Here is a 14,136-nt window from a genome sequence, read left to right as displayed (position 1 = left end):
CTACGCCCCTTCCTTCACCGGCCGGCCCGGCGCAACGCGGTCAGCGCGAGCACCACGACACCGGTGAGCAGGCCCGCGGCGACCAGCCCGACCGCACCGAACCCGGCCGTGTAGGCCGACCGGGCGGCGTCGAGCAGTGCGGTGCCGAGCTCGGGCGGTAGCGACTCGGCCGCGGTGACCGCACCGGCCAGCCCCTCCCCGGCCCGGTCGGCGGCCTCGGCGGGCAGTCCGGAGGGGAGGGTCAGCCGGCCGCCGTAGACGGCGGCGAGCACGCTCCCGGTGACCGCGACACCGAGCGCCACCCCCAGCTCGCCCGCCGTCTCCGAGATCGACGCCGCCGATCCCGCCCTGGCCGGGGGCACCGACCCGATCACCAGGTCGGTCGCCAGCACACCGATCGGGCTCAGCCCGAGCACGGTGCCGGAGACCAGCGCGATCACCGCCACCGTGCCACCGCCGGCGCCGACCAGACCGACCAGCAGCGAGCCCAGCGCGGCCAGCGCGGCGGCCGTCGCGACGACGGTCCGGATGCCGAACCGGCGGGTCAGCACCGGGGTGAGCAGCGACCCGACGACGGTGACCGCGGCGGCCGGCAGCATCCACAGCCCCGCGGTGAGCGCCGAGGCACCGCCGACCAGCTGCAGGTACTGCGGCAGCACGAAGAACAGGCCGTTCACCGCGAGCAGCGCGATCAGCAGCACCAGCACCGCCGCGGTGAACACCGGACGGCCGAACAGCGACACGTCGAGCAGCGGGTCGGTCAACCGTCGTTGGCGGCGGACGAACAGCACCCCGGCCACGACGCCGACGACGGCCGGGACGAGCGTGATCATCTCCGGGCCGTAGGCGGCGGTGTTCTTCACCGCGTAGACCAGCGGGAGCATCGCGACCAGCGAGAGGACGACGCTGGTGAGGTCGAGGCGGCCGGCCCGGCTGCCGTGCTCCTCGGGGAGCAGCAGCGGTCCGAGCACGAGCAGCAGCAGCATCACCGGGACGCCGATCAGGAACACCGCACCCCACCAGAACACCTCGACCAGCGCGCCGCCGACGAGTGGGCCGATCGCGGCACCGACCGAGAACGTCGTCATCCACACGGCGACCGCGAAGCGACGCTGGGTCGGGTCCGGGAACATCGTCGAGATCAGGCCGAGTGTGGAGGGCATCAGGGTGGCACCGGCGATGCCGAGCAAGGCGCGGGCGGCGATCAGCAGCTCGGCGGTCGGCGCGAAGGCCGCCAGCACGGAGGCGACCGCGAACGCGGCGGCACCGATCAGCAGCAGCCTGCGCCGCCCGATCCGGTCGCCGAGGGTCCCCATGGTGATCAGGAACCCGGCGATCAGGAAGCCGTAGATGTCGAGGATCCACAGCTGCTGGGTGGCCGTGGGTTGCAGGTCCACGGCCAGTGCGGGCGCCGCGAGGTATAGCACGCTGATGTCGAGCGCGAGCACGAGCAGCGGGAGGGCGAGCACGGCGAGTCCGACCCACTCGCGGGGCCCGGCGCGATCACCGGTGGCCGGTGCGATCTCCGTTGTCATGGTTCCTGACGCTAAGAGTTGGAGTTGACTTCAGGTCAAGACAGTTCGAGCGTGGCACCCTCGCGGATCGCCGCGTCGGCGCGGCGCGGGGTCAGCGCGTCACCGATCCGGTGCACCACCGGACCATCCTCCCCCGGGCCCGACCCCGCCCGGCCTCGGAAATCCGGCGATGGTGACGCGTCTGACACCGCCGCGATGACCGCAGCGACCTCCCGCCGCTCGGTGCGGCCGGTCGGGTGGTGCAGCAGCTCCACGACGACACCGGACTCACCGGCTGCATCTGCCGCGGAGACGCCGAGCACGGCCCGGTCGGTGCTGCAGCGGACACCGGCCGCGTGGGCGCGGCGGCGGAACCCCTCACGGTCCAGGGTCAGCCCGAGGTCCTGCCCGACGACCAGTGCGGGGGTGACGATCTCGGTGTCGTGCCCGCGTGCGGCGAGCAACTCCGCGACCGACGTGGCGTGGTGGAAGCCGAGCTCGTCGACGACGAGTACCGGGCCGTCCGGCAGGCGGGCCCCGGCCAGCACGTCGTCGACCGGGACGGTCAGCCGGCCCGGGTCCCATGGCGGTGGCACCGGGCGGGCCCCGGTGGCCAGGACCAGCGCGTCCGGCCGGTGTGCCTCGACGAGCGCCCGGTCCAGCACCGTCGACAACCGGATCCGCACACCCGCTTCACGCACCGCCCGCTCCAGGTCCTCGACGACGTGGCGCAGCTCGCCCCGGCCGGGAGCGCGGGCCGCGAGCGCGAGCCGGCCCCCGGGCCGGGCGGCGCGCTCGACCAGCGTGACGTCGTGACCACGGCGGGCCAGCGCGGCAGCGGCGGAGAGACCGGCCGGGCCGGCGCCGGCGACCAGGACCCGCCGTGTCCCGGCCGGGGTCGGCACTCCGGCGCCGAGGGTCAGCCACTCGCGTCCGGCCGCCGGGTTGACCACGCAGCCCAGCGGCAGGTTCAACCCGACCCGCCCGATGCAGTCCTGGTTGCACCCCACGCACCGGCGCACCGGACGCCCCGCGAGCGCCCTGGCCGCGAACTCCGGGTCGGCGATCTGTCCCCGGGCCACCCCCACCAGGTCGCACTCGGCGCGGTCCAGTGCGCCCGCGGCCTGGGCGGGCGTGGTGAACCGTCCGACGCCGATCACCGGGACGTCCGAGCCGGTGCTCCGGACGGCGCTGCGCAGCCGGGCCGCGAGCCGCCCGGCGTAACCGGGCGGGGTGTGCATCGAGGGCTCGATCAGGTGCAGTGTCGAGGTCGCGACGCCGATCGAGGTGTTGAGGTGGTCGACCGCGCCGGTCCGGACGAGCCGGCGGGCGAGCTCGGCCCCGTCGTCGGGGGTGATGCCGCCGGGGATCCGCTCGTCGGCGCCGATCCGCAGCCCCAGCACCGGGTCCGGGCCGATCGCCTCGCGCACGGCGGCCACCACGTCGAGCACGATCTTCGCGCGATCGCGCCCCCAGGCGTCGGTGCGCCGGTTGGTGGCCGGGGACAGGAACAGCCGCAGCAGCGAGGCATGTGAGCACTGCAGCTCGACACCGTCGAACCCACCGTCGACGCAGCGCGCGGCGACGTCGGCGAAGGCGGCGACGACGTCGGTGATCCCGGCCGCGTCCAGTTCGGCCGGGACCTCGCGGAACATCGGGTCGGGCAGCGGGGACGGCCCGACGACCGGCTCCCGGGAGTACGTCCCGGAGCCCTGTGCACCGTTGTGGTTGAGCTGGGCGAGCACGAGCGCGCCGTGCCCGTGCACCGCCTCGGTGAGCGCCCGGTAGGCGGGCAGCACCGCGGGATCGTGCCCGCGGATCAGCCGCTCGTAGGGCCGGTCGTCCGGGTGGACGGCGTGCTCCTCGGTGATCACCAGAGCGGCGCCGCCCGCGGCCCGGGCCGCGTAGTAGGCCGTGTGCCGGGGGGTGGGCAGCCCGTCCTCGGCGAAGCCGGTGAGATGGGCGGTGAACACGATCCGGTTCCGCAGCACGCGCCGGCCCAGCCGCAGCGGCTCCCCCAGCCGCGACGGGCCACCGGACGTCGCCCGGGCCGCCGGGGCCGGACACGGGGCCGGCGCGGCCGGGGTGGATGTCACGACGGGCACCGCCGGCCCGGTCGCACCGGGTGACCGGGCCGGCCCGGTCGCAGCCGGCGCGATCGGCCCGTGCTGCCCGCTCGGCCGGTTCACCTCCACCGCGGGCCCGCTCGCGCGAGCCGCGGGATGCGGTCGGCCACCACCACCGTGACCGGCACCGGCGATCATCTGGGCGACCCGGCGCCCCTCCCGAACGGCCTCGGCGACCGTGCGTGGGGCGATCCGGTCCCCGGCGCTCCACCACCCCGGTGCGTGCGGGACGCTCAGCTCCGGAAGCCGGGCCGCGCAGTCGACGACCACCGCGCAGGGCACCGTGCCGACCGCTGCGGTGTGCACGTCGACGAGCCGGGCCACGCCGTCGAGGGCCCCGTCCAGCTCGGTGAACAGCGCCCGGCGGACCCCGGCCCGTTCCAACCGGGCGTTCGCCGGCGCGAGGTCACCGCAGCGTCCGAGCTGGTGCCCGGCCACCGCGTCCGGGGTGGAGAGGGTGACCTCGTAGCCGGCGCCGGCCAGCAGCTCGGCGAGCCCGGGGCCGGTCCAGTCGCCGAGCGGGTCACGCACCAGCACCGGGGCGCCCTGCGCCACCCCCCACCCCGCCAGTGCGGCACGGACCGCCTGCGGGCCGGCCGGGGGCGCACACCCGGCCCGGGTTCGTCCCGAGCTGCGCACGGTGTCGCCGGTGCCGATCGGTTCGTGGCGTCCCGGACCGACGTCGTGGGCGGCCACCGCGCGGGCCAGCTCCGCGGCCGGGACGAGCGGCACCCGCACCTCGCCCGTCCGCTCGCGCTCCGCACCGGTGCGGGCCCGCGAGCCCGTGGCGAGCACGATCACCGTGCCGTCGGCCGCTGCGGCGGCGACCGCCCGCCCGTCCGGTTCGGAGCCCAGGACGACCTGCACCCCGAGTCGTTCCAGCTCCCGCTCCCACCAGGCCACCGGCAGCGTGAACCGGCCGCGGCCCGGCAGCACCGCCGCGGCGTGCAGCATCCCGCCGAGCCGGTCGGCCCGCTCGTGGAGCGTGACGCGTCGACCGTGCAGGGCGAGCGTCCGCGCCGCCTCCAGCCCCGCCGGGCCGCCGCCGACGACGAGCACCGCTCGTGCGGGTGCCGGTACCGGCCCCCGAGTCCCGCGCGCCGGCGGCACTCCGGGAGCGGCACCGGGCTCCGGGAGCGTCGGCTCGTCCCGTTCGCGCCCGGAGCGCGGCTCGAGCTCGTCACCGACCACGGGGTTGCGCGGATCGCGCCCGGCGGCGAGGGCGTGGGTCAGCAGGCAGGGCCGGATCCGCCCGGGTGTGCCCGCCCGGGTCAGTTCCACCAGCCGCGGATCCGCGATCTGAGCTCTCGTCATCTCGACGAGATCGGCGCCCCCGCAGGCCAGGGCCTCCTCGGCGATCCAGGGTGACGCGACGCTCCCGGCCAGCACGACCAGCGCAGCCCCGTCCACCGCCCGGCGCACCCGGGCGCAGCGGTCCCGCAGGAACGCCTCCGGGGTGCGCAGGTCGGGCCGGGTCGCCGCGACCGAGAGTCCGCTGCCGACGACCGGGACGATCAGGTCGACGTCACCGGCGACCGCCCGGGCCAGTGCCTCCCCCTCCGCCGGGGTGATCCCGGCCCACGGTGCGAGCTCGTCGACGCACAGCCGAACCGCCAGCAGCGGGTCCGGGCCGATCTCCGCGCGGACGGCGGCGAGCACCCGGCGCAGCAGTAACGTCCGGTCGCGGCCGTAGTCGTCGGTGCGACGGTTGGTCAGTCCGGAGCAGAACTGGCGCAGCAGCGAGTGCTGCCCGGCCGAGATCTCCACACCGTCCACAGCGTTGTCCACAGCCGACCGGGCGGCTGCGGCGAAGCCGAGGACGATCTGTTCGATCTGCCCGGCGTCCAGCTCGACCGGGATCTCCCGGGAGACGACGTCGGGAACCGCGGACGGCCCCCACAGCGGATGTCCGGAGTGCGCGGTCGAGCCCTGCCCGCCGGCGTGCGCGAGCCCGGCGAGCACCAGCGTGCCGTACGGCCGGCAGGCCTCGACCACCGCGGCCCAGCCGGGCCCCGCCGGCACGTCACCGAGATGCGGCTCAGCGGGCGGAAGGTCGCCGGGAACCCCGCTGAACTGCATCTCGGCGCGCAGATCCATGGTGGGCCGGGCCGGGGCGGTGGGACCGGGCGCAGCAGCCGGGCCCGGCGGGGCCGGGGCGAACGCGGCGGGCGCGTAGGCGTACGGGTGATCCGAGCGGTGCACCGACGCCGGCTCGACCACGACGAGCCCGGCACCACCCGCGGCCCGCTCGGCGTAGTAGGCCACGTGGTCGGCGGAGACACCGCGGTCGCTGCCACCGAGGTTCGTCTCGTGCGGCCCGAACAGCACACGCGACGGGGCCCGCCGACCGCGCAGGTCGACGGGCCCCGTCAGCAGGTCCGTGGTCAGCTCCCGGCGACGGGGGCCGCCGCGGCCTGCGCGGGAGCGGACGCCGGGGCGAACCCGGCGAGCGGGCTCTCGTCGCAGGCCCGGTCCGGGCGCCGCGGCGGCGGGGCGAGCGACAGCATGGTCGGCTGCTTGGGCGTGCGTGAGTTCCGCGGCGCCGACCGCGAGTGGTCCACGTCGGACCGGGGGATCACGGTGTCGCCGTCGCGGGCGGCGAGCATCTGCTCGCCGTAGCCCTGCACGCACTCCGGGTCCGGCCCGTCCAGCGGCAGGCCGGTGAAGAACTTCGCCGCCATGCAGCCGCCCTGGCAGGAGTCGTAGTGCTGGCACGACGCGCAGGCACCGCCGGTCTGCGGCCGGCGCAGGTCGGTGAACAGCTCCGAGTGCTCCCAGACCTCCTTGAACCCGCCGGCGTCGCGGACGTTGCCGGCCAGGAAGTTCTCGTGGATCGCGAACGGGCAGGCGTAGACGTCGCCGACCGGGTCGATCAGGCAGACCACCCGGCCCGCTCCGCACAGGTTCAGCCCGGGCAGGGCCTCGCCGTAGGCGGAGAGATGGAAGAACGAGTCACCGGTCAGCACCTGGTCGCCGTGCGCGACCAGCCAGTCGTAGAGCTGACGCTGCTGGGCCTGGGTGGGGTGCAGCTCGTCCCACACGTCGGCGCCGCGGCCGGACGGGCGCAGCCGGGTGATCCGCAGCTGGGCACCGTACTTGTCGGCGATGGCCTTGAACTCGTCGAGCTGGCCGACGTTCTCCCGGGTCATGACGACCGAGATCTTCGGGGCCTGGAACCCGGCCTCGGCCAGGTTCTCCAGTGCGGTGATCGCGGTGTCGAAGGAGCCGGGGCCGCGGACGTGGTCGTTGACCTCGGCGGTCGCGCCGTCCATCGAGATCTGGATGTCGACGTAGTCGGTCGCGGCCAGCTGCGCGGCGCGGGCCTTGTCGAGCTTCACGCCGTTGGTGGAGAACTTGACCCCGACGTCGTGCGCGATGGCGTAGTCGAGCAGCTCCCAGAAGTCCGGGCGCACGGTCGGCTCGCCGCCGCCGATGTTGATGTAGAAGACCTGCATCCGCTGCAGCTCGTCAATGACCGCCTTGGCCTCGTCGGTGGTCAGCTCGCGCGGGTCGCGCCGGCCCGACGACGACAGGCAGTGCACGCACGCGAGGTTGCACGCGTAGGTGAGCTCCCAGGTCAGGCAGATGGGAGAGTTCAGGCCGTACTGGAAGTGGTCGACCAGCTTCACGGGCACCTCACTGTGGTGGTCGGCGGGCGGGGCTAGCGGGAGACGATGGTTCCGGACCGGAGCAGCCCGGCGAGTGCCTTCAGATAGGCCTCGTGCTGGGCGGCGGGGACCCCGGCCGCCTCGACCGCGGACCGGGCGTCCGGGTGGTGTTCGAGGCCGGTGACGACCTCGACCAGCTCCGGGGTCTTGAGGAACGACAGCTTGCGGGTCACGAAGTCGTACACCAGTGCACCGAACGGTTCCGGGCGCAGCGACACGCTCTCGCTCACCCGGTACGGTGCCGCGGGGTCGAACGACCCCGCGGCACCGCCCGGCACCGTGGTGTCGACCGGCTTAGTAGACACCGCACATGCCGTCGATGGAGACCTCCTCCACGAGGGTCTCCTCGACCAGGACGTCCTCGTTCTGGTGCTCGCTCATGGCAACCTCCGCAGGGATCCACTCTCGGCGAGAGCGTGACCGACCCGCCCCGCCGGCCGGCAGGGGCAGCGGTTCGGACGTTATTGGCACCCGGTGCCGGAAAGCAAGAACCTGCGCGGATGCCCGTCCGTTCGGACGGGCGGGCATGCTGGCCGCATGACGGTGGACCAGACGCTGCTGCACCTGTGCACCCCCGCCGAGCGGGCCGCCTACGAGCTCGCCGGGCAGATCGCGCCACCCTCGCTGGACGAGGTCGGCTTCGTCCACCTGTCCACCGTCGACCAGGTCGCGCTTCCCGCGCAACGGCTGTTCGCCGGGCGGACCGACCTGTGCCTGCTGGTCGTCGACCCGGTGGCGCTCGCCGCGGCGGGCGTCGAGGTCCGGTGGGAGCCGGGCGTCCCGGGCGATCCGGAGTCGATGCGCTTCCCGCACGCCTACGGCGCCGTGCCGGCGGCGGCGGTCCGCGCGGTGCTGCCCTACCCGCCGGGCCCGGACGGGTTCACCGCACCCGAGCTGCCCTGAGTCACCCGGGCCGTCCGCGCCGGGACCCGGCCGCCTGAGCTGCAGGTCGGCGCACCGGCCCCGTCCGGTCGGACGGGCCTCCTCACCGGACCGACGGAGAGGTGGTCAGGTACCCGTACGTAGCTGTTGCCACCTCTGTGCAGTAGCCATCGTTGTGCTCGTCCGCACGCCGACGAGGTCGTCGAGGAGAGCCAATGGCCATCGAGCTCAACCAGATCTGGGACTTCCCGATCAAGGAGTTCCACCCGTTCCCGAGGGCACTGCTGGGGGTCGGCGCGCACGACATCCTGGGCGTCGAGGCGAAGAACATGGGTATGAAGCGGGTCCTGTTCATCACCTCGGGCCTGCGTGGCTCCGGGATCATCGACGAGCTCAAGGGCAAGGTCGAGTACCAGGGCGTCGACGTCGTCGTCTACGACAAGGTCGAGTCCAACCCCAAGGACTACAACTGCATGGACGCCGCCGCGCTCTACACCAGCGAGCGCTGCGACGGCATCATCTCGATCGGCGGCGGTTCGTCGCACGACGCGGCGAAGGGCGCCCGGGTCGTCATCGCGCACGACGGCCGCAACATCAACGAGTTCGAGGGTTTCTCGAAGTCCACGAACATGGAGAACCCGCCGCACATCGCGGTCTCCACGACGGCGGGGACCGGGTCGGAGACGTCCTGGGCCTACGTCATCACCAACACCTCCGACATGGACAACCCGCAGAAGTGGGTCGGGTTCGACGACGCCGTCGTCACCACCCTGGCGCTGGACGACCCGCTGCTCTACTACAGCTGCCCGCAGCACTTCACCGCCTACTGCGGGTTCGACGTGCTGGCGCACGGCTCCGAGCCGTTCGTGTCCCGGCTGGACTTCGAGCCGTCGCTGGGCAACGCGCTGTACTCGATCGAGCTGACCGCGCGCTACCTGCGCGAGGCGACCTACGAGCCGCGCAACCTGCAGGCCCGCTCGAAGATGATGCACGCGCAGTACATCGCGGCGCAGGCGTTCAACTCCGGCGGCCTGGGTCTGGTGCACTCGACCTCGCACGCGGTGTCGGCGTTCTTCGACAGCCACCACGGCCTGAACAACGCGATCGCGCTGCCCCGGGTGTGGGAGTACAACCTGCCCTCGCGCTACGAGCGCTACGCCAAGATCGCGACCGCGATGGGCGTCGACACCCGGAACATGACCACCGTGCAGGCCGCGGACGCCGCGGTCGAGGAGGCCATCCGGCTGTCCAAGGACGTCGGCATCCCGGACAACTTCGGTTCGCTGCGCTCCGACAGCTACGACAAGAACCGGATGAACACCGGGAAGTACGCCGGCCGGGGCGACACGATCCCCACCGACGAGAAGACCGTCCGGCGGATCGCCGAGCACATGATGGGCGACTACTGCACCCCCGGCAACCCCCGTGAGTGCACCGTGGAGTCCCTGGTCCCGCTGGTGGACCACGCCTTCAACAAGTCCTACTGACCCACCGCGGCCGCCCGACCCGTGCCCGCCGCGCCGGCTCGGCCCCCGGCGCGGCGGGCACGCACCCCTGTCCGAGGAGAACGGTGTTCGACAGCCCCGAGACGCTCGCCGAGTCACTGGCCGGCGAGGACTACGTGATCGACCCGGAGTTCGCCGTCGTCGTCCATCTCGCGACGGCGCTGGAGCGGCCGCTGCTGCTGGAGGGACCGGCCGGCGTCGGCAAGACCGAGCTGGCGAAGTCGCTGGCCGCGGCGAGCGGGCGCCGCCTCGTCCGCCTCCAGTGCTACGAGGGACTCGACGACGCCCGCGCGCTCTACGAGTGGGACTACGGCAAGCAGCTGATGCACGTCCAGATGCTGCGCGACCGGATCGGCGAGCTGCTGGCCGGTACGACGACGATGGCCGAGGCGTCGGCCCGCCTGCAGGCGCAGGACACCGGGCTCTACACCGAGCACTTCCTGGCGGCCCGGCCGTTGCTGGAGGCGGTGCTCTCGCCCGAACCGGTGGTGCTGCTCGTCGACGAGGTCGACCGGACCGAGGAGTCGATGGAGGCGCTGCTGCTGGAGGTGCTGGCCGAACAGCAGGTCACGGTGCCCGAGATCGGCACCTTCACCGCGCGCTCCACACCGTGGGTCGTGCTCACCTCGAACGACACCCGGGAGCTCTCACCGGCACTCAAACGGCGCTGTCTGCACTTCGGCGTGGACTTCCCGACGCCCGAGCGGGAGGCCGAGATCGTGTCCCGCCGGGCCCCGCAGGTCGCACCGGAGGTGGTCGCCGACGTGGTGGAACTGGCCCGGAGGTTGCGCGGGTTCCCGCTGCGCAAGTCACCGTCGATCTCCGAGGTGATCGACGCCGCCCGGGCGGCCGCGGTGCTCGGTCTGGAGTCGTCGGGCGAGCTGGAGAAGGTGCGGCCGGCGCTGCTGTCGGCGCTGCTCAAGTACGGTTCGGACCGGGAGCTGGCGGTCCGTCGTCTCGACGGTGACGAGCCCGTCGCCGACGTCGAGGTCGCCGAGGACTCCGGCTGGGTGCGGCGGTCGAGCCGGCCGTCGGACACCACCTCGGGTGCTTTCGGAGCGGGCCGGGCCGCCTCCACCGGCTCCCGGGCCGCCGCCGACCGGAACCGGCGCGGCCTCCGATGACCACCGGGCCCGCGGAACCGGCGGCCCCGCCGCGCCCGGCCAGGGACCCCGGATCCTGGGTGCTGTCGGTGCTCTCCGCCGCCTTCACCCGGGTGTTGCGGACCCAGCGGGTGGTGGTGTCCCCGGCCGAGGCGATCGAGGTCCGGCGGGTGCTCGCGATGCTGGGCGCGACCGATCTGGACCGGCTGCGCACCGGGCTGCGCGCGGTCACGGTCGCCTACTCCCACGAGCGCGCGGGGTTCGAGCGGGCCTTCGACGCCTTCTTCGGCCTGGTCCCCGCCCAGGGCGAGGACACCGCGGGCGGTCCCGGTCTGCGCGGCCCGTCCGCCGACGGGTTGCCCGGTGACCTGGAGCTGACCGAGGACGACGACCCGCTCGGCCGCTTCGCCGATCACGACCCGGACGCCTCCGACGTCGGCGACCTGCTCGACGCACCCGAACAGGAGAAGGGTTTCGATCCGCACCGCGACGACGACGACTTCTCCCTCGGCGGGTCCGACCGGGACCTGTCGGTGTCCTCCGGTGACGACCGGGGCAGGCGTGGGACGACCTACACGGTGGACCTGGAGCGCGCCGGAGCCGCGGTCGGCAAGGAACTGACCTCCGGTTCGACCGCCCGGGTGTCGGGTGAGATCGACTTCGACGATCCCGAGGCCGTCCTCGCCTGGCTCCGCTCCTACGATCCGCACTCCGTCTACGCCGACGGCCCGGAGGGCGAGCTGCTCTCACCGGTGCAGCTGGGCCGGCTCGTCGACGCGATCACCGACTTCGTCGCCCAGCTCGCCGCCCGGGTGGAGGAGCAGGCGGGCCCGCCCGCACCGGAGCCCGACGGCTCCGCCGCCCCGGAGCCCGCCGACATGGCGCAGGCCTGCCACGAGCTGCTGCACCGGATGCGCGGAGCCCCCCGACGGGTGCCGCGCGAGCACTCCCGCGGTCCGCTCGACGTGCGGCACACGGTCCGGCGCAGCATGCGCAGCGACGGCGTCCCGTTCCACCTGCTGGTCCGCCGGAAGGTGCCGGACCGGGTGCGGTTGCTCGTCGTCGCCGACGTGTCGCTGTCGGTGCGGTCGATCACCGCGTTCGTGCTGCGCCTGGCCCGCACACTGCACCGGCAGGCGTTCCGCTGCCGGGTGCTGGCCTACGTCGACTCCCCGGTCGAGGTGACCGAGCTGCTCCTGCGCGCCCACGACGACCACGCGCTCGCCGCGGTGCTCGCCGCGCCGGGCCTGGACCTCGACGCCACCAGCGACTACGGCCAGGTGTTGCGCGGGATCAACGAGGAGTTCGCCGACGCCGTCGACCGGCGGACCGCGGTGCTGTTCGTCGGCGACGCCCGGTCCAACGGCCTGCCCCCGGGCACCAGGGAGCTGCGCCGGCTGGCCCGCCGCGCGTACCGGGTGGGCTGGATCACCCCGGAGCCGCGCCGCTACTGGGACCAGGCCTCGTGCGCGATGGGCGAGTACGCCGAGGTCGTCGACCACGTCCTGGTCGCGCGGGACGCCGAGGAGCTGCTGGCCGGGGCGGGCGAGCTCGGCCACGCACTGTCCTGACCGACCCGCGCTGCGGCGGCGGACGGGTGAGGGGCACCCTGGTGCGGTGCCACTGAGCCGTCGATCGTTCCTGCGCGTCACCGGCACCGCGGCCGCGCTGGCCGGTGTCCCCGCGCTCGCCGCCTGCGGCGGGGCCGCGGACGCCGGTGCGCCGCCGCTCACCGTGGTGTTCGCCGGGGTGGGCCCGCTCCCGCCGCCGGACCCGCACCACGTGGGGCGGCCGGTGGACCGGGCACGCGCGGCGGCCGTCGCGGACACGCTGCTGGTGTGGTCGCCGCAGATGCGCGCGCAGCCGCACCTCGCCGAGTCGGTCGAGCCGGACCCGACGGGCACCCGGTGGCGGGTCCGGATGCGGGCCGCGCCCGCACACGACGGGCGGCCGATCACCGCGGCCGACGCGCTGGCGTCGCTGCGCCGGGTCGCCGATCCCGCCACCGGCGCGACCGCCGCGCCGCTGCTCGCCGGTGTCGACCTCGCCGCCAGCCGGGCGATGTCGCCGACCGAGCTGGAGATCGTGCTCGGCGCGCCGGACTTCCTGTTCCCGCTGGTACTGGGCGCCCCCGGGACCGGGATCGTGCGCGAGGGCGACGGCGCCGCCCCGATCGGCACCGGCGCGTTCCGGCCGCACCCGGGGGACGCGGAGGTGCTACTGCGCCACGACGGGCACTGGCTGGGTGCGGCGGCGTCACCGCAGGTGCGGTTCACCGTCGACGACGACGAGGAGCACCGCTACCAGGCGCTGATCGAGGGGCGTGTCGGGTACGCGCACGATCTCTTCCCGCACAGCGTGCGCCGGATCACGGCCCGAACCGGTACCCGGGTCCTGTCCGCCCCCGGCTCGGCGACCCGGTTCCTGGAGGTCGGCAGCGGCCGGTCCGGTCCCGGCCGCCTGGAGCTCCCAGCGGGCGGCGGACCGTCCGGGGAGCTGTTCGACGACCCCCGGGTGTGTGAGGCGGTGCGTCTGGGCATCGATCGTGAGTCGCTGGTCCGCCGGGTCCTGCTCGATCTCGCCACACCCGGTGACGACCTGTTCGGGCCGGGGCTGGAGCACCATCCGGCGGGCGTCCCACCGGTCGTCCGCGACGTCGGCCGGGCCGCCGAGCTCCTCGCCGCGGCGGGCGCGACCGGGATCACGGCCCCGCTGCTGTTCGATCCGTTCGATCCGCTGTCCCGGCCCGCGGCGGCGGTGATCGGCGAGCAACTGGCGGAGATCGGGCTGTTCACCGAGCCGCGCGAGCCGGACCCGCCGGGTGCCGGACCCACCCCGGGGATCGCGTTCCGGCGGGTGGCCGCGCAGCCGATCCCGCTCTACCTGCGCGCCGCGGCCCGGGGCGGCCGATCGATCCCCGGGCCGGAGACCGGCAACGACGGCGACGGCGAGACAGGGCCGGACGGCGAGCCGATCGGGCCGCCGCCCGCGCCTCGGCCGTCCGCGCCGCGGGAGGACGTCGCCCGGTTGCTGGCCGAGGCCGGTGCCACCCCGGACGAGACGGTCCGCGGGGACGCGCTGCGCCGCGCTCAGGTGCTGCTGCACGAGGGCGCGACGGTCTGGTCCGACGGTGCGGAGCACGCCGGGATCGCAGCCGACCTGGACGGGATGGAAGCGGCCCGGCCGGACACCGCGCGGTGGGCCCGGTTCGACCGGGCCCGGTTGGGGTGAGCCGGTGGGGCCTCGCAGCGCCCGGGGCCCCTCGACCCGCGTTCCGCGGAACGCCCACCGGCGCCGGTCCCGGGGGGGGGGGGGGGGGCCGCGCGGCGCCCCCCGCC

At 74.6% G+C, this 14,136-nt stretch carries 10 protein-coding genes; 5 read left to right on the top strand and 5 right to left on the bottom strand.

Annotation, left to right across the window (positions count from 1 at the left end; translation table 11 throughout):
• Positions 1 to 14: 14 nt before the first annotated feature.
• The 5 genes from AB0J24_RS09110 to mftA are packed head-to-tail and all read right to left on the bottom strand — an operon-like array spanning position 15 to position 7,689.
• On the bottom strand, positions 15 to 1,535 hold the full coding sequence (locus AB0J24_RS09110; protein ID WP_358677815.1) for an MFS transporter: 1,521 nt from the start codon (positions 1,533 to 1,535) through the stop codon (positions 15 to 17).
• Positions 1,536 to 1,570: 35 nt separating this feature from the next.
• The gene (locus tag AB0J24_RS09105) at positions 1,571 to 5,968 is read right to left on the bottom strand and encodes an FAD-dependent oxidoreductase (RefSeq protein WP_358677813.1); all 4,398 of its coding nucleotides are present in this window, start codon (positions 5,966 to 5,968) and stop codon (positions 1,571 to 1,573) included.
• A 56-nt stretch (positions 5,969 to 6,024) separates the two neighbouring features.
• On the bottom strand, positions 6,025 to 7,269 hold the full coding sequence (mftC, locus tag AB0J24_RS09100) for a mycofactocin radical SAM maturase (RefSeq protein WP_358678052.1): 1,245 nt from the start codon (positions 7,267 to 7,269) through the stop codon (positions 6,025 to 6,027).
• Positions 7,270 to 7,301: 32 nt separating this feature from the next.
• Positions 7,302 to 7,613: a mycofactocin biosynthesis chaperone MftB gene (mftB, locus tag AB0J24_RS09095; RefSeq protein ID WP_358677810.1), complete on the bottom strand. Its 312-nt coding sequence runs from the start codon at positions 7,611 to 7,613 to the stop codon at positions 7,302 to 7,304.
• Positions 7,603 to 7,689, bottom strand: a complete 87-nt coding sequence (gene mftA / locus AB0J24_RS09090) for a mycofactocin precursor MftA (protein ID WP_358485335.1) — start codon at positions 7,687 to 7,689, stop codon at positions 7,603 to 7,605. Before mftA ends, mftB begins: the two co-directional genes overlap by 11 nt.
• 156 nt (positions 7,690 to 7,845) lie before the next feature.
• On the opposite strand from mftA, the gene AB0J24_RS09085 reads away from it, so the two are divergent.
• The 5 genes from AB0J24_RS09085 to AB0J24_RS09065 all read left to right on the top strand — a co-directional run bounded on the left by AB0J24_RS09085 (position 7,846) and on the right by AB0J24_RS09065 (position 14,029).
• Positions 7,846 to 8,211, top strand: a complete 366-nt coding sequence (locus AB0J24_RS09085; RefSeq protein ID WP_358677807.1) for a DUF952 domain-containing protein — start codon at positions 7,846 to 7,848, stop codon at positions 8,209 to 8,211.
• Positions 8,212 to 8,411: 200 nt separating this feature from the next.
• On the top strand, positions 8,412 to 9,677 hold the full coding sequence (gene mdo / locus AB0J24_RS09080) for an NDMA-dependent methanol dehydrogenase (RefSeq protein ID WP_358678049.1): 1,266 nt from the start codon (positions 8,412 to 8,414) through the stop codon (positions 9,675 to 9,677).
• Between the two features lie 83 nt (positions 9,678 to 9,760).
• Positions 9,761 to 10,819 (top strand): MoxR family ATPase, encoded by a 1,059-nt coding sequence (locus AB0J24_RS09075; protein ID WP_358677804.1) that lies wholly within the window; start codon positions 9,761 to 9,763, stop codon positions 10,817 to 10,819.
• The gene (locus AB0J24_RS09070) at positions 10,816 to 12,369 is read left to right on the top strand and encodes a VWA domain-containing protein (protein ID WP_358677801.1); all 1,554 of its coding nucleotides are present in this window, start codon (positions 10,816 to 10,818) and stop codon (positions 12,367 to 12,369) included. The genes AB0J24_RS09075 and AB0J24_RS09070 overlap by 4 nt, the downstream gene beginning before the upstream one ends.
• 46 nt (positions 12,370 to 12,415) lie before the next feature.
• Entirely contained in the window at positions 12,416 to 14,029 is a 1,614-nt protein-coding gene (locus tag AB0J24_RS09065; protein ID WP_358677798.1) for an ABC transporter substrate-binding protein, read from the top strand.
• The last annotated feature ends 107 nt before the right edge of the window (positions 14,030 to 14,136 follow it).

It is taken from the genome of Pseudonocardia sp. NPDC049635 (assembly GCF_040659795.1).
GTDB lineage: Bacteria > Actinomycetota > Actinomycetes > Mycobacteriales > Pseudonocardiaceae > Pseudonocardia.
This window is presented reverse-complemented; position numbering and strand designations above follow the sequence as displayed.

Bases quoted from the DNA above. Each gene is read 5' to 3' on its own strand.
- AB0J24_RS09110 (WP_358677815.1), bottom strand. From the start codon at position 1,535: ATGACAACGGAGATCGCACCGGCCACCGGTGATCGCGCCGGGCCCCGC.
- mftA (WP_358485335.1), bottom strand. From the start codon at position 7,689: ATGAGCGAGCACCAGAACGAGGACGTCCTGGTCGAGGAGACCCTCGTG.
- AB0J24_RS09085 (WP_358677807.1), top strand. From the start codon at position 7,846: ATGACGGTGGACCAGACGCTGCTGCACCTGTGCACCCCCGCCGAGCGG.
- AB0J24_RS09070 (WP_358677801.1), top strand. From the start codon at position 10,816: ATGACCACCGGGCCCGCGGAACCGGCGGCCCCGCCGCGCCCGGCCAGG.